The organism is Synechocystis sp. PCC 7339 (assembly GCF_019924095.1).
Lineage (GTDB): Bacteria > Cyanobacteriota > Cyanobacteriia > Cyanobacteriales > Microcystaceae > Synechocystis.
The window spans coordinates 3604178-3622494 of record NZ_CP063659.1; the positions used below are offsets into that span (position 1 = coordinate 3604178).

General features: G+C 46.4%; 17 protein-coding genes. 5 read left to right on the forward strand and 12 right to left on the reverse strand.

Going from position 1 to position 18317, the window contains the following annotated elements; genetic code table 11:
* The 4 genes from IQE94_RS17145 to IQE94_RS17160 all read right to left on the reverse strand — a co-directional run bounded on the left by IQE94_RS17145 (nt 1) and on the right by IQE94_RS17160 (nt 3140).
* Nucleotides 1–1029, reverse strand: coding sequence for a CBASS cGAMP-activated phospholipase (locus IQE94_RS17145; RefSeq protein ID WP_223342394.1), 1029 nt, complete (start codon nt 1027–1029; stop codon nt 1–3).
* A 259-nt stretch (nt 1030–1288) separates the two neighbouring features.
* On the reverse strand, nt 1289–2005 hold the full coding sequence (locus IQE94_RS17150; RefSeq protein WP_223342395.1) for a DUF2993 domain-containing protein: 717 nt from the start codon (nt 2003–2005) through the stop codon (nt 1289–1291).
* Between the two features lie 194 nt (nt 2006–2199).
* Complete coding sequence (locus IQE94_RS17155) at nt 2200–2754, reverse strand: cofactor assembly of complex C subunit B (RefSeq protein ID WP_223342396.1); 555 nt, start codon at nt 2752–2754, stop codon at nt 2200–2202.
* A gap of 29 nt (nt 2755–2783) precedes the next feature.
* Complete coding sequence (locus tag IQE94_RS17160) at nt 2784–3140, reverse strand: hypothetical protein (protein ID WP_223342397.1); 357 nt, start codon at nt 3138–3140, stop codon at nt 2784–2786.
* Nucleotides 3141–3381: 241 nt separating this feature from the next.
* Between IQE94_RS17160 and IQE94_RS17165 the strand changes: the two genes are divergently transcribed.
* Both IQE94_RS17165 and purK read left to right on the forward strand, forming a co-directional pair.
* Nucleotides 3382–3891, forward strand: coding sequence for a pentapeptide repeat-containing protein (locus IQE94_RS17165; RefSeq protein ID WP_194017909.1), 510 nt, complete (start codon nt 3382–3384; stop codon nt 3889–3891).
* A 200-nt stretch (nt 3892–4091) separates the two neighbouring features.
* Nucleotides 4092–5264: a 5-(carboxyamino)imidazole ribonucleotide synthase gene (gene purK / locus IQE94_RS17170; RefSeq protein WP_223342398.1), complete on the forward strand. Its 1173-nt coding sequence runs from the start codon at nt 4092–4094 to the stop codon at nt 5262–5264.
* Between the two features lie 51 nt (nt 5265–5315).
* Here the strand turns inward: purK and IQE94_RS17175 are convergent, their stop codons facing one another.
* The 5 genes from IQE94_RS17175 to IQE94_RS17200 form a co-directional block, all read right to left on the reverse strand.
* Nucleotides 5316–5648 (reverse strand): hypothetical protein, encoded by a 333-nt coding sequence (locus IQE94_RS17175; protein WP_212719430.1) that lies wholly within the window; start codon nt 5646–5648, stop codon nt 5316–5318.
* A 141-nt stretch (nt 5649–5789) separates the two neighbouring features.
* Nucleotides 5790–6482, reverse strand: a complete 693-nt coding sequence (locus tag IQE94_RS17180; protein WP_223342399.1) for an HAD family hydrolase — start codon at nt 6480–6482, stop codon at nt 5790–5792.
* Nucleotides 6483–6691: 209 nt separating this feature from the next.
* Nucleotides 6692–7894 (reverse strand): argininosuccinate synthase, encoded by a 1203-nt coding sequence (argG, locus tag IQE94_RS17185; RefSeq protein WP_223342400.1) that lies wholly within the window; start codon nt 7892–7894, stop codon nt 6692–6694.
* Between the two features lie 540 nt (nt 7895–8434).
* Nucleotides 8435–10165, reverse strand: coding sequence for an AIPR family protein (locus IQE94_RS17195; protein ID WP_223343250.1), 1731 nt, complete (start codon nt 10163–10165; stop codon nt 8435–8437).
* 72 nt (nt 10166–10237) lie between these two features.
* Complete coding sequence (locus tag IQE94_RS17200; RefSeq protein WP_223342401.1) at nt 10238–11248, reverse strand: NAD(P)-dependent alcohol dehydrogenase; 1011 nt, start codon at nt 11246–11248, stop codon at nt 10238–10240.
* Between the two features lie 189 nt (nt 11249–11437).
* Here IQE94_RS17200 and IQE94_RS17205 point away from each other — a divergent pair, with 189 nt between their 5' ends.
* Complete coding sequence (locus tag IQE94_RS17205) at nt 11438–11953, forward strand: DUF1269 domain-containing protein (protein ID WP_212719401.1); 516 nt, start codon at nt 11438–11440, stop codon at nt 11951–11953.
* A 231-nt stretch (nt 11954–12184) separates the two neighbouring features.
* Nucleotides 12185–12961 carry an ABC transporter permease gene (locus IQE94_RS17210; RefSeq protein ID WP_212719398.1) on the forward strand — a complete coding sequence of 259 codons (777 nt, stop codon included), beginning with the start codon at nt 12185–12187 and terminating at the stop codon, nt 12959–12961.
* On the opposite strand, the gene IQE94_RS17215 is transcribed toward IQE94_RS17210, so the two are convergent.
* Genes IQE94_RS17215 through IQE94_RS17225 form a run of 3 tightly spaced genes read right to left on the reverse strand, consistent with a single transcriptional unit; the run spans nt 12958 to nt 15697 of the window.
* A complete protein-coding gene (locus IQE94_RS17215) occupies nt 12958–13899 on the reverse strand; it encodes a homocysteine S-methyltransferase family protein (RefSeq protein WP_223342402.1) in 942 nt (313 codons plus the stop codon). The genes IQE94_RS17210 and IQE94_RS17215 overlap by 4 nt on opposite strands.
* A 59-nt stretch (nt 13900–13958) precedes the next feature.
* Complete coding sequence (locus IQE94_RS17220) at nt 13959–14624, reverse strand: PspA/IM30 family protein (RefSeq protein WP_223342403.1); 666 nt, start codon at nt 14622–14624, stop codon at nt 13959–13961.
* A 17-nt stretch (nt 14625–14641) separates the two neighbouring features.
* Nucleotides 14642–15697 carry a hypothetical protein gene (locus tag IQE94_RS17225; RefSeq protein ID WP_223342404.1) on the reverse strand — a complete coding sequence of 352 codons (1056 nt, stop codon included), beginning with the start codon at nt 15695–15697 and terminating at the stop codon, nt 14642–14644.
* Between the two features lie 841 nt (nt 15698–16538).
* Between IQE94_RS17225 and IQE94_RS17230 the strand changes: the two genes are divergently transcribed.
* Nucleotides 16539–18311, forward strand: coding sequence for an EAL domain-containing protein (locus IQE94_RS17230; RefSeq protein ID WP_223342405.1), 1773 nt, complete (start codon nt 16539–16541; stop codon nt 18309–18311).
* The last annotated feature ends 6 nt before the right edge of the window (nt 18312–18317 follow it).

Genomic DNA, 18317 nt, shown 5'->3' on the forward strand with positions numbered 1-18317 from the left:
CTAATACTTGGTAATGTACTGTTTACGAGTTTCAAAGAACTGAACAACCTCATCCTTCCTACCCCAGAAGAGAGCTTGATCTTTTCCTTTCTGCGAAATGATGTCTAATGCCTCACGAGAAGTATTATCTAAGTTAATGATTCGAGCTTGCGCAGGGGATAGATCGGCACTTGGAATACGAACATAATCAAATGGTGAATCACAGTATCGGGCTAATGTATCTACAAAATACTGTGTTTGGTAAGCTTGGCCTTCAAAAAAAGTAGCAATCAAATCTTTACTACACATCCAGTCAACTACAGATCGATTATGCTTAGTAATGAATCTTCGACCAGGATTAGTTTCAAGAGAGCTAATTGACAATACTTGTAACCTCTGAAATTTTTTGTTCTTACCAACAAAGTAGCGGAGCGCTTCTATAACTCCAACAAGAGTAGGATTATTGGCATATATTCCGCCATCCACAAACTGCTTGTTGTCATAGGTATCTATCGTAATGATTGGTAAGTATGTAGGAGCCGCACTTGTTGCAAGCGCAATGTCAATATATTTGGTTTTGTTGTCACGAACGAGATCACCTTCTGCGTGATCGTATTTGAAAATGAATGGCCTGCCATCAGTTAAGGAAAATGCAGGGATACAGAGCAAGGCTTTTGAATCTGAAAGTGTTTTATCGCCAAAGATTTCTTCTAATGCCTGCCTTAGCTCTTTGTTGTCATATTTGCTGCCAAAAACAAGCTGTATTAAAGACCGAAGTAAGCCAAGACTTTGAGGAAATATTTTCTTTCCTCTTTTGTAATATAGGTTGCTAATCAAGCCAACCGGAATATTTAGCGAGAGTCCCAAAGCAATTAAGCCGCCAGTTGAGGTACCGCAGATTAGATCAAAGTAATTAGCAATATTGCAATTAAATTTTTGCTCGAAATGCTCAATAATCCTAGCTGAGAATAGCCCTTTAATACCTCCTCCATCTATTGATAGGATTTTGAATGTTTTTATTTCAGAAGCAGGATCACAAGTCAGATTCATATGACAGTCGTTTCTCAATCAATTTCTACATATAGCGTCTAGGCAAGGATAGATACCCTACCGATTGCGTCTTAGTAATGATAACGTCAAAAACTGGAGTCGTGTGTTACTTGTATAGTAGTGATATCCGAACTTAGCTTAAAAACTAAGGTTCAATTTGACTATTCCGTAATTGAATTGGAAATATAAAGGCCGATTAATGCTTGTGATATGAGGAGGACTGTGACTATCATGGGAGTCACCAATAACCTAACAAGGTTCAAGGGCGGATTAATACTCGACCAAGGCAGAAAAGCTCGCCATTGTTTAGATCGAGGGATTCAAGATCCACATCTTCCCCTAAATCAACGGTCAAACGCTCTAAGTTTCGGTTGGCGATCGCCGGTAGTCCTAGTAGGGTAATGTCTTCTAGATGCAGGGTTTTGGGACTGGCCAATTGGAGGCGAGCCTGCACTAAAAGATCATGGCTTTGACCCTGGGGGTCTTGTACTTCACCCTTGAGCTGAAAAGATTGATTCTCCAAGGCGATCGCCTGCCAAAGGAAAGTGTAATTTTCTAACTGGCCCTGGGGATCTGTCACCCCCTGTTCCGCTAATAAAGCCACCAACAATTCCCAAAAAGCACTGGCTAATAGGGTAGATGTCAGGGATGCCTGGAGGTGGCTTTGAGAAATTTGTAACTCCCCACTAACCCGAATTGGTTCCAATAATGTTAGGGGTTTTCCCTTGATTACTTGACCAATGTTAATGCGAATATTTTCCCCCCGGAGTAGCACCCGTCCTAGTTGTAGGCCTTGATAAATGGCCCTATCGCTACTAAGGGCAACCCTGGGCACATAGCCCCGTAAAATTTGTCGGTCTTTGCCGTCAATTTCCAACTCTAAACTTTCCACCGTTTCCACCTGGGAGCGGAGCCAGAGCCTCAGGGCAGGGGTTAAAATTTTACCAATCAAATTACTGTCAATGGCTAAGCCCATGGGTTTGAAATTTAGTTGTTAGCAAGCAAAGTTAACGGTACAAAAGTTGAAAAAATAAATAAGCTCGTCTGGACAAATTCCCCAAAAATACAGCAAATTTTGAATCAGCTTAATTGCCATAAAACAGTCATAATCCCTACGCTTTAAAGGCTTTACTGCATTAGTTAAATACCGTAAACGCTGTATCACTCATATTAATGAGAACTCCCTCCTTGCCAATCGAGAGGAAATTGGGCCTGTAATTCTCGTAACTCATCCCGGTGGGCGGTGATGGTCAAAGGATATTGCCCTGGATGGGAGGGTTGATCCGGGTCCCCCAATTCCAACGTAATCGCTTCTACCCTGGCCGCTTTTTGCCAGTAAAAAGTGCCCGCTAGGGGAGCTAACCAAAGTAGGAAGAAAAAGAGAAAACCCCGTTGGGGCCAAAATACGGCTAACACCAAAGCAAGGCAGAGCAGTCCTAGGGCCGCCAACAAACTCAAAAACACCGCTAAAAATGGACTAGCCTTTACATTCCCCTCAAAGGCGATCGCCTGTTGAACCGGGTCAATGTTGGTAATGCGATAGGCGCGGTTATTGAAATAGGTTTTAATCTCATCCAATATGCCCGCCTCGGGATTATCGATCCAAGCCCGGATTTTTTGGGTTCGGTCTTTAACCGAAGAACGGATAAAAAATACTAAGCCAATCAGGGAAAAAATGGTAAAAAATAGGGTGGAGCCGAGAACAGGTAAATCCATAATATCCATAACAAAATTGTGGCAAACCTTCTCGTTAATTAGAATATATCTAAGTCAATAGCCGCAGATCCACCGCTTTTTAATTGTTTAAGCAAGCTATCCAATTGTCGCCATACCAACGCTGCGATAAAAATGGTAATAGGCAAAGAAATGGCATAGGAAATCCAACCATTACCCAGGAAAATTTGCACTCCAGAAGCTAAAAATACACAAACTCCCACACAGATACCGATAAAAGGCAGTTGTAAATCCAGGTCTGCCAAGGTACTGGCGGGGGTATTGAGCCAAAGCTTCACTTTCTGTTTCAAGGTGGCTTCAAAGGCCGCGCCACAGGAAATCCCAACAAAAAGCCCTACCGCAATTAAAAAATAGGGAGGCTGGGGCAAATAGTACATATTCAATAAAAAAGGATAAAAGACATCCCTGATCATAGCAAGGTCAGACTTAATTTACCGGCACTAATTGTGAGGTAAATTGCTTATCGCCCCAGTTGACCAGTAAATTCCCGCCAACCAAGGAAATGGGCAGAATATAATCTCTCCCTGTTGTTGGGGGTATGCCCGCGCCTTGATTGCTGATAATCTAGTTGGTGTCTACATCTCACCGCCGCCCTGAATTCAGGTCATCGCTTCCCCAATGCTGAAAGTGTTTCGTCAGTCCTTCCTTGTTGTGCTCACCGTGGCCTGTTTGATCTGGTCTGCCCCGGCGATCGCCGCTAGCTCTTCTTCCGTGACCGGGGGAGCTTCAGCTTTTGAAAATATGGTGTTGGCGGAAACGGATTTTCGGGACCAAGACCTGCTTACTGCCCAGTTTACCAATGTGGACTTGACCAGCAGTATTTTTGAAGCCATGGATTTGCGGGGCTCTGTATTTAACGGGGCTAACCTCACCGATGCCAACCTCAAGGGGGCGGATCTGACCAATGGCTTGGCTTATTTGACCAGTTTCAACGGGGCCAATTTGGAAAACGCCATTTTAGCCGAGGCAATTATGCTCCGGACTTCCTTTAAAAATGCCAAAATCCAGGGTGCTGACTTTACCCTAGCGGTATTGGATTCAGAACAAGTGGCGGCCCTATGTGAAGTAGCGGATGGGGTTAACCCCAAAACCGGCAACAGCACCAGGGAATCCCTGGGTTGTTCCTAATAAAACCATTGGGTTAAATCAAACTTGTCAAAAGTTAGAGTCTGTTGGCACAATCCTGCCCGGTTCCTAGTTAGAGTAGATCTCGTAATGGTTGTTCAAATTTCCCCCATTTGTCGGAGCTTGTCGGGGAAAGGATGGGGGATGGATTAAGTAGACATAAATACTACAAAGTAAACTCTTAGGCGACAGTAGATAGTTCGATGGAAAAACAATTAACCACAGTGGGGGTAGTTGGTGGTGGACAGTTAGCCTGGATGATGGCCCAGGAGGCCCCCCGATTAGGGCTCAAATTAGCGGTGCAAACCCCTGAAGAAACCGATCCGGCTGTGGTATTGGCAGACAAAGTGGTGTTGGCGGCGATCGCCGATGGAGAGGGTACCAAGGCATTGGCTGAACACTGTGGGGTAATCACCTTTGAAAATGAATTTGTCGATTTGCCCAGCTTGGAAAAGTTAGCTGAACAAGGAGTTACTTTTTATCCCCGGCTCGATTCCCTCGCTCCTTTGTTGGATAAATGGGAACAACGCCATTTTTTGCAAAACCTCGGTGTACCTGTGCCGGACTTTTGGGCTCTGGAATCATTGCCTTCCCAGTTGCCCGCTTTTCCTTGGGTGTTAAAGGCACGTCGCCACGGCTATGACGGCCAAGGAACCCAAATTATTAATTCCCCGGCGGATCTACCAGATTTGAGTCAAGACCACCCCGGTAGTTGGATGGTGGAAAGTTTTGTCCCCTACGAAAGGGAATTGGCCGTCCTTGGGGCCCGCAATGCCAAGGGAGAAGTGGAAATCTACCCGGTGGTGGAAACCCATCAAATTGACCAGGTTTGCCGTTGGGTGGTGGCCCCCGCCCCCATTGATGCCGCCATTGCCGCCACGGCCCAGGATTACTGCCGCCGCATTCTCAACCATTTGGATTACGTCGGCATCCTGGCGATCGAATTTTTCCTGTTACCAAAGTCTAACCAAACCCATACCCCAGAGCAACGGTTACTGATCAACGAATTGGCCCCCCGCACCCACAATTCCGGCCATTTCAGCTTAGACGCCTGCCACACTTCCCAATTTGCTTTGCAACTACAAGCGGTGACTGGACAAACATTGGGGTCGTCGGCTTTGCATTGCGGCCAAGCGGTGATGGTCAATTTATTGGGCTATGAAGTATCCGCAGGGGATTATCAACAACAGTTGGCTAAACTGGACGCTCTCCCCCATAGCCACGTCCATTGGTACGGTAAGGGGGAATGTCGTCCTGGTCGCAAGCTGGGCCATGTGACTTTATTAAATCCTCGTGTTGAATCGGAACCTTCCACCGTCTGGGCAGAAGATCTAGTGAAACAGGTGGAAAATATTTGGTATCCTGCCGCTACTTAGGGCACTGTGATGGGTTGACCAACCCCAGGGACTTTGATAGTTAAAAGCTAGTTAAAAACTACCAATGCCGAGGCGGAGTTGGGAACTTTCCAATAATTGTTGTTGCTCTATGTCCGTCAGTAACCCATTTAATTGGTCTGAGCGAATTTCGTAGGGATTGTAGTTTCCTTCTGCATCGATATCCCCCTCTCCCCCGACGCCCCCCAGCCAGAGGGCACTATCCTTGGGCAAAATACCGGCTAAATCCGCCGCACTGCCTTCCGATTGGGGCAAGGCATTAAGATTTTCTTCTGTCATCATTTGGGCTTGAACCGGGAACGCAGAACCAAAGGCGATCGCCGTTAGCCCGAGGGCTATAGTAATTTTTCGTCCGACGCTAATCATATTTTGCTCCTATGGTTTCAACTCGGTGCTTTGCTGTTATTAATTTCCACTCCTCAATGGGGCCTTAGTCAGCCCCTAGCATTCAGTATGGACGATTTGCCAACTGGATTTCCAGCGGTTGGCACAAAACTTATTCAACTCCTATTCCACCCCGTGGTGTTGGTAAAACAAATTCACTGCTTCGGCTAAATTGTTCACAATAAAATCCGGTTGATAACGTTCCAATTGTTCTCGATTACGAATGCCAGACAAAACGGCGATCGCCGGCATATTACCCCGCTGGGCCGCCAAAATATCCGCTTCAGTGTCCCCCACCATCCACACACTATCCGCCGGAAGTAATTCAGCCAGGGCCCGTTCCATCAATAGGGGTTTATCGTTAGTGTCGCCGGTTTTCACATAACCATCCGCTAAACAATAACGGCGATCGATCGGGAAAAAATGGTTAAAGTGATTGCGGTCTAGGGCTTCCTGCAGTTCACTTTCCCGCCGCATGGTCATTAGCACCAGATCAATACCCCGGTCTTTGATGCCCTGTAAAATTCCCTCCACTCCAGGCAGGGGTAGATCATAGGGCAAATAGGGCTGGCTATGGACGGTGCGATTGCGGATGGCGACAAATTCTTCCGTTTGCTCCGGGGTCAAACCAGAGTCAACACCAATCTGTGCCTTGGGCACCTTGCTCCGTTTCCTTTGCCAAAATTCCGCTTTGCTCAGTATGTTCAGATTTTGCCCAGGCAATTTAACCTGCTCCAGACAGTATTGATAAACCTGATAATACCGCTCAGAAACATCCATAATCGGGCCATCACAGTCGGTAATCAGTCTCAGCATGGGGAAGAAAGGAAAAGGAACAGTCCAAATTTTAACCGTAATTCGTTCCACCGTCCCAAGCTTCTACACCATATTACCCACAGCAAAAACCCCGACATTACCCACAGCAAAAACCCCGACGGCCCAAGGTTCATATCCCTGGCGATCGGGGTCTAGCAATATTTAGCTAATTAAACTGGGCAATCCGGCAAAACGATTGAGTTTGGAACCTAACCCCGCATTTTCTGAGCCCAAACCTTGGTGGGTAAACCCCAAATGTAGATGAAGCCTTCCGCTGCTTTATGGTCAAATTGGTCTTCCATGCCATAGGTAGCTAATTCCGCATCATAGATGGAGTAATCGGACTTGCGCCCAGCCACGTTGGCATTACCCTTAAAGAACTTCACCCGTACCATGCCCGTTACCCGTTCCTGGGTTTGAACAATGAAGGCATCCAAGGCTTCCTTGAGGGGGCTGTACCATAATCCCCGGTAAATCAACTGGCTATAAATTTCCTCGACGGTGTTTTTATAGTGGGTGACGTCGGCGGTTTGGGTCAAACTTTCCAGATCCCGGTGGGCATCGATCAGTACCAATAGAGCCGGAGCTTCGTAAATCTCCCGGGATTTAATCCCCACCACCCGGTTTTCCACCATGTCCAAACGGCCCACTCCGTGGTTACCGGCAATTTCATTCAGCCGTTCCACTAGAACAACAGGGTCAAGTATCACCCCATTTAAACTGACGGGAATGCCCTTTTCAAAACCGATGTCCACATACTCTGGCTCATCCGGGGTATCGGCGATCGCCTTGGTCATCAAATAAATTTCTTCCGTCGGTTCGGTCATGGGGTCTTCCAGGGGCCCCGCTTCGATGCTACGGCCGAGGATATTACGGTCAATGCTGTAGGGGGAAGACTTTTTCACGGGGGACTCCACGCCATATCTTTCGCCGTAGGCAATGGTTTCTTCCCGGCTCATTTTCCATTCCCGGGCCGGTGCCAACACCTTCAAATTGGGGTTGAGAGCCATAATGCTAATGTCAAACCGTACTTGGTCATTGCCTTTGCCAGTACAACCATGGGCCACCGCATCAGCACCGTATTTCTCTGCCGCTTCTACCAACATTTTGGCAATGAGGGGGCGGGCCAAGGCTGTGGAGAGGGGATAACGGTTTTCGTAGAGGGCATTGGCCTGGATGGAGCGGAAAGCATATTCTTTGACAAATTCTTCCTTACCGTCGATAACTAAGGATTCCACCGCACCACAGCGGAGGGCTTTTTCCTGAATCGGCCCCAGTTCATCCCCCTGGCCTAAATCCGCCGCGAGGGTAATAACTTCCTCTACTCCCCATTCGTGCATTAAATAGGGAATACAAACCGATGTATCTACCCCACCGGAATAGGCGAGAACGACTTTTTTGGCGCGACCCATACTGCTTTTACCTGAAGAACTGATTCAATGTGCCATTCTAGCAGTAATGTCTTGGTCAAAATTGTTTGTTTTAACACCGCCGAGATCCTTGCCCTCGGCTATCCGTAAGGAGTTTTGCCTAGCTTGTTGAATCTCGACCGCCGGCAAATGTCAGGCTTTCCAGATAGAGCGTATCAAAGCCGAGATCGACTCCGTTTGACCATTCCACGGAACCAGAAGCAACCTTTGCAGAGCTAAACAGAGAAATATTTTTGAGTTGACTGAAAAGATTTCTGTCAGGTCAGAGTTTTAGAGTTGGCTTTCAAAGCAAAGATAAAGATTAAAAAGTCGGGAACCATGCCGGTGAGAACCACTAACATTAACCCTTAGTAAAATTCGGGTGACAGTTGGGAACTGTGTATAAAATATTTGTAAACAAAAGCTATCAAACTTCCCTTTTGTGACAGTGATCAACTATGGATAATTTTTTTGACTTTAACACACCGATCGCCGGCCGTTTTTCCCATGAGATGGACTGATTAATTATCTTGCGTCATAATTTCAGAAAACTATATTTTCGTAAATATCTTCGCACTTAGCTACGTTCTGAAAAAGTAATCTTAGGTAGCTCCCCGCGTACTTTTGCTCACAGTAGATAAAGACTTTGTCAACAGCATCCTCCAAAATAGTATCAAAAATACTCCATTGGAATTGTTGCAAACTATCAACTAGTTCTTGATCCCACCCAATTTTTCTTACGGCAATTTGTGTTACCAGAAGACTTCCATTCAGCATTATCTGGGCTCTCCTACCTGATCGGTCTTGTTCAGGTAATTTTTCTCTCAATATTTCCAGGAAATTAGTGGCGTGACGCTTGATCATAACAGCGTTGATTACAAAGAAGCCGGTTGTGGAAGGATTAAACAAAATCTTATAGGGAGCCTTATCATATATGTGAAATCTACCAACCTCTTTGCGGAAAACGGCGGTCAGATTCGGCTGTTTTGAAAGTATAACCATTGATTCAATCGCCTCGTCGAGTCCAAATGACTTTTCAGATGGAATAAATAAGGTATCCCGTTTAATTTGGTATTGAAATCCTTGCAAGCGTATCTGCCGCTGAAGATCGTCCTGAATTGGATCTTGGGATATAAAATCCTTAGCCAATATCTCGTTCTGCGTATTGTTGGTTCGTGTGATTTCTTTTTTCAGAGATTCCGTATCTCCAGACACTACTATTATTCTGATTGGAACCTCAATTGTTGAAAGATCAACCCGTGATTTAAATAACTCACCCAATACACTTACTGTTTGTGCTCCATTAACAACAGTTGCACCTTCTGCTTTAAAGTAACCAAAATCACGATTATCTCGGTTCTCCCTAGTCTTCTCTACCGATTCAGCAAGAAGAGTAATACCGTTGTTGAAATACCAAAAGTATTCCGGGCGCGTTTTTGCGGTATCTGCGATTTGGTCGTTTACTGGAGTTGCGCCGAGCATTTTTCTAATATTAGACTCAAGAAGTCGGTCACCATGTATCTGCCACCACTCGCCAACTTTAACACCATTAATTCTCCCGAAATAAGACTTGAGTGGCTCCGCTACTTGTCCCCATTCTTTTAAATGAAACTCTAGATTAAGTGAGGTTGCAGTGCTGTCACTTGAAAGTATAGAGAAAATTGTTGACCGACTAAGGATATGGAACCGAAACACAGGGTTTTGGTTAGAATCATCATCGTCATTCAATCCAGCCATCATTTCCTCTACGATTTGTTGTCCATGGTTGGCTAATTTTGTTTTTCCTGTGTGCGCGAGAACGATATCAAATTTCACACCAAAAGTGCTTACAGCAGATATCTCCGTGTTCTTTTCCTGAACTTTAGAATTAAACTTGTTTACTTTTCCATCAAGAAAATCATGGATTCCATCCCGAAATGCGCGCAGCTCGTTAGCAGATGGTTCACCGGTGCCATCCTGGATAAATTTCGATTGAACTATGGTGAGGCGTTTAGTGTTTGGGTTGTAGTAAACAGCATCTAAACCGTTATCATCACCTCTGTCAACTACAGCTTTCCCGGCAAGTTCTTCCGTGCATTCGCCAAAATGGTGTGCAGCGAAGGCTGCGATACACCGTGTAGAAAGCTTTGTCTCGAACTCTTTATCAGAACTACTGAGGTCGGAAGTATCGATGTGGGTTGCGTACAACTCACGTAGTCTTGATGCGATTTGTTTAACTATAACCCTGCTCATTTTATTTCCTTTCTGTATTAATTTATGTATTTGCAATGCCACCAAAAACTTTGGATATGGTTTATCACAGTAGTGTTGTGAGAATAGTGCAAGAGTGACTGTGAATTTTCTATTTTAGTTAGACCCATGACTCAGCACCACTCGGTAATGGGCTTTGCCGCTTTCTAGATGGGCGATCGCCTCGTTAATTTGCTCAAAACTGAACTGCTCCACCACGGGTTTAATGTCATGGCGCACAGCAAAGTCCAACATGGTGGCAATGGTGGCGGGACTCCCCACTGGGGAAGCAGCGATGGATCGTTGCCCCATCAAGAGAGGGAAAAGGTTCAGATCCAAAGGCTCCAATACTACCCCAACAAAATGGAAATGGCCCTGGGGCGCCAGGGTATTGATGTATAAATTCCAGTCCAGCTTCAGATTCACAGTGGAGATAATGTAGTCAAATTTACCTTCCGCACTGGCGATCGCCTCCGGATTAGTGGAATCGAGTATATGGTGAGCCCCCAACTCCAACGCTTCCGTTTGTTTTCTGGCACTAGAGGTAAAAGCGGTCACTTCACAGCCCCAGGCCCGGAGAAATTGCACAGCTAAATGTCCCAAGCCACCAATACCGATGACGGCTACCTTCGCAGTGGGTTTTAAACCCAATTCCACCATGGGGCTAAACACTGTGATGCCGCCACAAAAAAGCGGTCCCGCACTGGCTAGATCAATATCTTTGGGTAATTTCACCACACTTACCCCCTTAGCCCGCACCCGATCGCCAAAACCACCGTAATGACCCACAATGGTCGACTCCGCCGTGGCACAAAGATTGTGATCACCCGATAAACAAGTATGGCAGGTCATGCAATAGCCCGCATGCCAACCCAGCCCCACCAGATCTCCCACCTCCACATGGTTTACCCCTTCACCAATGGCGGCCACGGTACCCACCACTTCATGGCCCGGCACTAGCGGATAACTGGAAATGCCCCATTCGTTATTAATCATGGACAAATCACTGTGGCAAACTCCACAATATTGCACCTCAATCTCCACCTCATTAGCCCCCAAAGCACCGGGGTCATATTCAAAGGGCTGGAGTTTTCCGTGGGCTTCCAGGGCGGCGTAGGCTTTAATCATGGACAATAAAGGGGTACTATCAAAATTTCATGGGACGGATGGGGAGGCTCCGCCATCGAGTTTCCCAAATTGTAGTTGATTGTCCAGGGGGAGGGCTAGTTGTGTATTGGCGGTTACCCCAACTTTCAATATCGAACACAACTGCTACCATGGAGCCTAGTAATCACCAATTATTTTCAGTAAGGTTTTATGAGCGACTTAATTGTTATCGGCTACGAAGATGAGTACAAGGCAGAAGAAGTACGCCTTGCCCTCGCCAAACTCCAAGTGGAGCATTTGATTGAAATGGAAGATGCCGCCGTTGTGGTCAAAGATGAAAAGGGCAAAGTCAAGCTCAAACAAGCGATTAACCTCACCAGTTCCGGCGCCGTTAGTGGTGGTTTTTGGGGTTTATTGATCGGCGTTTTATTTTTCAATCCTCTGCTAGGGGCGGCGGTGGGGGCGGCCAGTGGAGCCTTGGCCGGCGCTCTCAGTGACATTGGTGTGGATGACAATTTCATGCGGGAATTAGGGGAAACCATGTGCCCCGGTAGTTCTGCTCTATTTGTTCTGGTCAAGAAAGTGACCCCCGACAAAGTGCTGGCCGATGTGAGCAAATACGGCGGTAAGGTGCTGAGAACGTCTTTGTCCCAGGATGAAGAGTCCCAACTGCAAGCAGTGCTCGATCGCCATGGTTTATTGGACAGTGTTCCGGCGGTGGAATAGTCATCAGTAGCTAGAGCTATTCCCTTGACCCTAGTAATTGATTCCAAATATGGAATTTCGCAGGGATTCAGGTTGCCCAAAAGCTAAATTTTGACTAATCCTAATAAAAATTTCATAGTCATATTCTCTTGATTCCCCATTTTAGCCGGCCTTAGTGGGGAATTTAATTGTGCTTAGATTTGCTTAAAATTGTGTGGGATCATTATTGGGAATTGCGTTGCCGAGAAAATTATGATCAACATTTTTAGGATTTGGGCGATCGCCGCCAATGGTTTTCGAGAGGTTATCCGGGACCGGATTCTTTATGTGATCGGCTTTTTTGCTATTTTGATGGCCCTGGCTCTGCGTATACTGCCAGAAATTTCCGTCGGGGCGGACGGCAAAATTTTCCTCGACCTAGGTTTAGCTGCCACTTCCCTATTGGGGGCGATCGTGGCGATTTTTGTTGGTACGGGTCTGATCAACAAAGAAATCGAGAAACGGACCGTGTTGGTGCTCATTCCCAAGCCCCTCAGCCGCAGTGAACTTATTATCGGCAAACATTTGGGTTTATCGGGGGTGCTGGCTGCCATGTTGGTGATTATGACCAGCATTTATTTGGCCATGTTGGCCTGGGCTAAAATTCCCTTTTCCCCCACTGCCATTCTCATTTCCCAGGGTTTTCTGTTATTAGAACTAGCAGTTCTCACGGCGATCGCCATTTTATTTGGGGTGTTTACCAGTTCTATTTTGGCCACCCTGCTCAGTTTTGGAGTGTACTTTATGGGGCATATCAGCCGGGATTTGCTCAAGTTGGGGGAAATTACCAAAAATGCCAACATCGAAACCTTGACCAAATATCTTTACTTGGTATTGCCCAACCTGGAAAGATTTAATCTCAAGAATGAGGCGGTGTACGGAATTTTGCCCGCCAGCGGCGAACTCTGGGCCAACTTACTCTACGGCATTCTCTACATCACCTTGATGCTCACCCTAGCAAACTTGATTTTTACCCGCAGACAATTCTAGGCGTTTGACATTTTTTCGTCAAAGACATCGGCGATCGCCCGAATATGGCGGAGGTCGGAACCACAACAGGTTCCAAACACATTGGCTGAAGGGACTTTTTGTTTCAGTGTCCAATAGGAGTGGGCGAGTTCCACTGGGTTACCAATGTCGAGAAAATCTGCTTGATCTAACTGGGCGTGACTACGGCGGGAAGGGTTACAGCGAAATCCCCCCAAGCGACTCAACCAAGCTTCTTCTGTGATCACGGAACAGAAATGGTCTGGATGGGCACAATTGACCATAAAATAAGCCGCTCTCTGATGGGTAGCCTCATCAACCCTGGCGATCGCCTCGGACAGGGCAGTGCCCGTGGGCAAATGACCATCCGTTTCCACCGTGAAAGAAATGGATACGGGTAAGGAAAATTCTTGACTAGCCCGGACAATGCCGATCGCCTCATTAACGCTGGTGAGGGTAAATGCCCCCAATAGATCAATCCCAGCCGCCGCTAACCAGCTAATTTGTTGCCGGTGATAGGCTTGGGCTTCTTCTGCATCACTGAAATGTTCACCGCCATAGGCGTCGCCACAGGGGCCAATCAAGCCGTTGATCAGTAGGGGCTTAATTTGAGCGACGTAAGCCTGTTTCAAAGTTTTGGCAAATTCCACTGCTCGAAAATTTGCTTGCCGAATTTCTTCCACACTCACCCCCAATTCTTCTGCAAAAAATGGTTGAGCCCGCCAGGTGGGAGCATCAATTAAAAAGCCAAATTGTTTTTCTTTGGCCAGATCCAAAAAACCATGGAAGTAGTTCTTTAAGGCTTCCCGCCCCAAGGGATCAGATAGTAGGGTATGGGCGGCAAAGGCTGGTAGCTCAAAGCCTCGGTTAAAGATCATTTCTGTCTCCAAGCCACCGTCCAACAGAAAAAGCTGCTCACATTCGTGGGGAAGGTTGGTCATTTTGAGGGCTAACTCGCAGTTAGCAGTTACATTTTTCCATGGCAATCTCAGTAACCCATTCAAGGGGGAGGCAGGGGGCGTCGAGCTTTCATCGCCGCTAGGGTTGCTTCCACGGCCTGTTGTTCTTCCCACTGCTCAAATTTTTTATCCAGCGGGGATGGAGGAGGATTGAGCAATTCCCGTTCGGCTTCCAACTCCAGGATTTTGGTTTCGATTCTTTCAAATAAACTGCTGGCGCTGGCATTGTCCAAATTACCCGCAATCTCTTCAATTTTTTGGGCGGCGATCGCTGATTTTAAGCGAGCCAGATAGAGACTTTTCTGACTTTTAAGCTCCAGGTATTTGCGCTCCAGCTTTTGTAATTGTCCCCGTACCCGTTCCACCACTGCCCGTTGTTCCCCGAGGGATTTTTCTAGGGCTTCTGTATGATTCTGATAGGATTGTCTTTGCTCAAGGGCTCCCCTAGCCAGGGTCTCACTACCTCCATCCAGGGCAGCCTGGGCTTTTTCGTACCAGCGCTGGGCGATTAACTTCTGGGCATCTCTCTGGCGTTCCGTACTTTTAAAAGTGGCAATGGTCTGGGCCAGGGCCCGCCGCAATTCAATCAACTCCAACTCCATCTCCCCCAATAGACGTTCGAGGAGTTCTTCCGGCGCTTCCTGTTGTTGCTGCCAATGGGTTAACTGGGACTTTAATACCCGTCCAACCCGATTAAAAAGTTCCATGACAAAGAGGGCATACCCTAATAGGGAGCTTGGTTAAGACTTTCTAGTTCCTGCACCAACTGTTGGGTAGCGGGGTTAGTTGCCCGATCAGTGGCACCTCCTGCCTGATTATAGGTTCTAGTCAACTGCTGACGGGTTTTTTGATTGAAAGATTGATCCCCACCACTGGCAACGGTACTAGGGGAAGTTCCACTGGGCAATTGTTGATGCATCTGCGATTCCACACTGGTCTCACTGGCGGAGGGTGAACTAGGGGAGGCACTAACTTGATTACCATAATCGGCCCTGGCCACCGGAGGGGAGATAACAACGCCATTCCCAATGCCCGTATTAATAGGCGGGGGAGGAGGAGGGGGTAAGGGAGGGGTAGGAGCCTGACGGATGGGTTGAATAGCAATGGTGGGCAATGGCTGACCCGACTGATTGGGGCGGGGGGGGGTGACATTACCGGGGGCGGCGGCCACATACCCAGGATCGTTTAAGTAGGGACTATAGCCGGCCATGGGCACCGGCTGGGCTGGGGGAACCATTGTTGACGGGGGGGCACTGGGAACATTGGCAACATTCTGATTGGCGATCGCCTGGGGAGCAGAGGGAGCCATCGATTGGGGATCATGCACTACAGCCATTTCGCTGAGCTTCTGTAGATTAAGGCCAGTCCCCGCATCGGCCACCGGATCTAAACCAGGGGCAATGGGGGGCAAACCGTCAAAATTGGCCACCGCCATTGTTGGAGCCGGCGATCGAGCAGTCAAACTATAAACCGTTAATAACCCATTGGCCGCCACCAACATCAACAGTCCCGCCAAACTCCAGGGCGTAAATAGACGGGTCAGAATTTCCTCAGTGAGATCAGTGTTCTGTACCTCTTCCTGGGGCACCGGGCAGTCAATGAAATTAAATTCAAAACTTTCCGTTGCTTCCAGGGGCTGGTCTAGGGGCGCCAGGCTAGACTCTCCTGGGTCATAGCTCACCCTAGGCCTAGTTTCTTCCTCGGCCATCAGCTCTGCTTGAATGTAGTCGGACTCACTGGAGGCAAAGGACGATTTATCAACGGCGGAGTGGTCAATCATGGCAGGGCCACCAAGCAACGGCGGTTTATTCAGGTTAGGGCAAAATCAAACAAGCTTAGAACTAGGGAGGTGTGAGTCTGAGCGATATTCTAGCCCAGGGGGGACTTAATCGCCATGGTTTCATTGACCCAGGGGCAAAAGCCAGGTTCCATGGAGCCAAGTTCTTTGGTGGTTATTAGTCAGAAAATTCAAAAAATATTTCATGCGGGTGTTTGAACTTCCCATAAAATCCAGCCTCAACCGACCCGTTTTTTTGATTTTTTAACCGAATCAGACCGACCAAAAGCTTTATCTATCAGGAATTTATTAGTTATGATTTTAAATCGATCTGACTAAAATAAAAATATTATATGTAAATTCAATCACAAAATAAAAACATTCAATCTATTTGATGTGTATTGTGTACGATAATGTACGGCAATTGAAAGGACAATGAGATTAGAATAGCGGCAGACTGCAAAAATAGTTTCACTACCAGACCAATTAAGAGATTTCGTTCCGAATAATCGTTCAAGTTGATGACTTCAGCTTTGGTGGATTGGGTGCCCTTAAAAATTTTGTAATTGTTTATACTTTTTATGGTGATTTCGAATGCATGTAATATACTAAATCCTTGTATATCAAGCATTTTAGACTTACTAAGCTGACTTCAGTAAATCAAAAACCACTATCTAGAAATCTCTGCTAAAAAAATACTTTCGATGGATTTTGACATCTTGAATTATTGACCAGTTGTAAAAACGAGGTGCATCTGGTCAACTTGTTGCTCTAGAGAGTCAATTTTCTCCAGTTTTACTTTTCAAATTTTAGGTCTAAATTAAAACTTTAAGAGGTGTACATAATGGATACAGCAAATATCCTAATTTTAGTGATTGAAGATGATGAAAGCATCCGAGAAAATATTGCAGAAATGCTCACGGATGAGGGATGTACAGTATTGGTAGCCGAGAACGGTATTTCTGGCTTAAAAATTGCCCAGGATAATCATCCCAATTTAATTTTGTGCGATATTATGATGCCCCAATTAGATGGTTACGGAGTGTTAACCGCATTGCGACAAAAGCCAGACACCGAAATGATCCCCTTTATTTTTCTCACGGCCCGAGCGGAGCGGACTGACCAACGCACCGGCATGAAATTGGGAGCAGATGACTATGTCACCAAACCTTTTAGTCGGGCAGATCTCCTCGAAGCTATTTCAACTCGTTTAGCCAAGGCTAATTCTCAAGAGCAGTACATTGACAGCAAGGTGGCGCGGGAACGGGAAAAGTTAGAGCAAATTTATCATTACGACCCGGACTCTGGCCTGCCAAACCGCTTCTTGTTACGGCAAAAATTCAATGAGACGGTAGCTACCCGCAACACATTGGAGGAATTAGTTGGGATTCTCTCGCTTCAGATTTTACAACTGCGCCAGGTGGAAATAATACTTAACCCGAAGGAGCGGCAAGAACTGATTCTGGAGTTAACCCGTCGCCTCAGGAGTCAGTTGGAACAAGAGGATGCTCTTTTCTTAATGGATCATGACCGTTATCTGATTATTGCGACGATCCCCAAGACTCGGGCAGAAATTCAACACTTGGTTGAATTAATTCATGGGGTAATGGCTAAACCCATTCAGATCGGGACTTTTCGCACCCGTTTATCAATACTCACGGGAATCAGTTGTTTTCCGGAAGATGATGTTTGCTTGGAGGGCCTGGTGGAAAAAGCTGATTTTGCGGCTAGTCAAGTATCCCAGGAAATAGCCTACGAATTTTATTCGTCCCATCACCGGGAACAAAACCTAGAGAAATTAGTTTTGGAAGATGAGTTGAGCCAAGCCCTGGAAGAATCTTGGTTTCGGGTATTTTATCAGCCGAAAATTGATGGTAATACCGGAGAAATTGTCGGGGCCGAAGCCTTAGTCCGCTGTCGACATCCCCAAAAAGGCCTTTTACCGCCAGCACAATTCATTCCCATTGCCGAAGCTACTGGTCTAATTGTTCTCATTGGCTTAAAGGTCTTAGAACAGGTCTGTAAGGATCAAAAACGATGGAACAATCTGGGCTTACCGCCCTTAAAAATTGCGGTGAATCTGTCCCCTCTGCAATTTCGTCAGGCTAATTTAGACCAAACTATTGCCAACTTGCTTTACACCCATGGACTTATGCTACGGCCAAACTTCCTGGAATTAGAAATTACGGAATCCTGCTTAATTGCTAATGTCCCACGGACCTGTGAAATCTTAACTTCCCTGGCAAATCTGGGGATCACCCTGGCGGTCGATGATTTTGGTACCGGTTATTCCTCTTTAGAATACTTGCAAGTGCTTCCGGTAAATGTGGTCAAAATTGATCAGTGCTTTGTCCGGGGTCTGGATACCAATCCTAGGAATGCCAGCATTGTTAAGGCGGTAATTCAATTGTGCCATGAACTGAATTTGCGAGTAGTTGCAGAAGGAGTCGAAACCGTTACTGAGGCTCGGTTTTTACAAAATCTAGGCTGTGATCAACTCCAAGGCTATTTATTTAGTCAACCTGTGCCAGAGCCAGAGTTTTATCAATTTTGTCTAAACTGGACAGCCTCGGAAGTACCGGATCTATCCCAGCTATTACCAGACTTTATAGTTTAGGAAGAC

What these genes read in the sequence shown, in the direction of transcription:
- purK (WP_223342398.1), top strand. Translation starts at nt 4,092, where the DNA reads ATGGAAAAACAATTAACCACAGTGGGGGTAGTTGGTGGTGGACAGTTA.
- IQE94_RS17180 (WP_223342399.1), bottom strand. Translation starts at nt 6,482, where the DNA reads ATGCTGAGACTGATTACCGACTGTGATGGCCCGATTATGGATGTTTCT.
- IQE94_RS17200 (WP_223342401.1), bottom strand. Translation starts at nt 11,248, where the DNA reads ATGATTAAAGCCTACGCCGCCCTGGAAGCCCACGGAAAACTCCAGCCC.
- IQE94_RS17220 (WP_223342403.1), bottom strand. Translation starts at nt 14,624, where the DNA reads ATGGAACTTTTTAATCGGGTTGGACGGGTATTAAAGTCCCAGTTAACC.
- IQE94_RS17210 (WP_212719398.1), top strand. Translation starts at nt 12,185, where the DNA reads ATGATCAACATTTTTAGGATTTGGGCGATCGCCGCCAATGGTTTTCGA.
- IQE94_RS17165 (WP_194017909.1), top strand. Translation starts at nt 3,382, where the DNA reads ATGCTGAAAGTGTTTCGTCAGTCCTTCCTTGTTGTGCTCACCGTGGCC.
- IQE94_RS17145 (WP_223342394.1), bottom strand. Translation starts at nt 1,029, where the DNA reads ATGAATCTGACTTGTGATCCTGCTTCTGAAATAAAAACATTCAAAATC.
- argG (WP_223342400.1), bottom strand. Translation starts at nt 7,894, where the DNA reads ATGGGTCGCGCCAAAAAAGTCGTTCTCGCCTATTCCGGTGGGGTAGAT.
- IQE94_RS17230 (WP_223342405.1), top strand. Translation starts at nt 16,539, where the DNA reads ATGGATACAGCAAATATCCTAATTTTAGTGATTGAAGATGATGAAAGC.
- IQE94_RS17205 (WP_212719401.1), top strand. Translation starts at nt 11,438, where the DNA reads ATGAGCGACTTAATTGTTATCGGCTACGAAGATGAGTACAAGGCAGAA.
- IQE94_RS17160 (WP_223342397.1), bottom strand. Translation starts at nt 3,140, where the DNA reads ATGTACTATTTGCCCCAGCCTCCCTATTTTTTAATTGCGGTAGGGCTT.
- IQE94_RS17155 (WP_223342396.1), bottom strand. Translation starts at nt 2,754, where the DNA reads ATGGATATTATGGATTTACCTGTTCTCGGCTCCACCCTATTTTTTACC.
- IQE94_RS17215 (WP_223342402.1), bottom strand. Translation starts at nt 13,899, where the DNA reads ATGACCAACCTTCCCCACGAATGTGAGCAGCTTTTTCTGTTGGACGGT.
- IQE94_RS17225 (WP_223342404.1), bottom strand. Translation starts at nt 15,697, where the DNA reads ATGATTGACCACTCCGCCGTTGATAAATCGTCCTTTGCCTCCAGTGAG.
- IQE94_RS17150 (WP_223342395.1), bottom strand. Translation starts at nt 2,005, where the DNA reads ATGGGCTTAGCCATTGACAGTAATTTGATTGGTAAAATTTTAACCCCT.
- IQE94_RS17175 (WP_212719430.1), bottom strand. Translation starts at nt 5,648, where the DNA reads ATGATTAGCGTCGGACGAAAAATTACTATAGCCCTCGGGCTAACGGCG.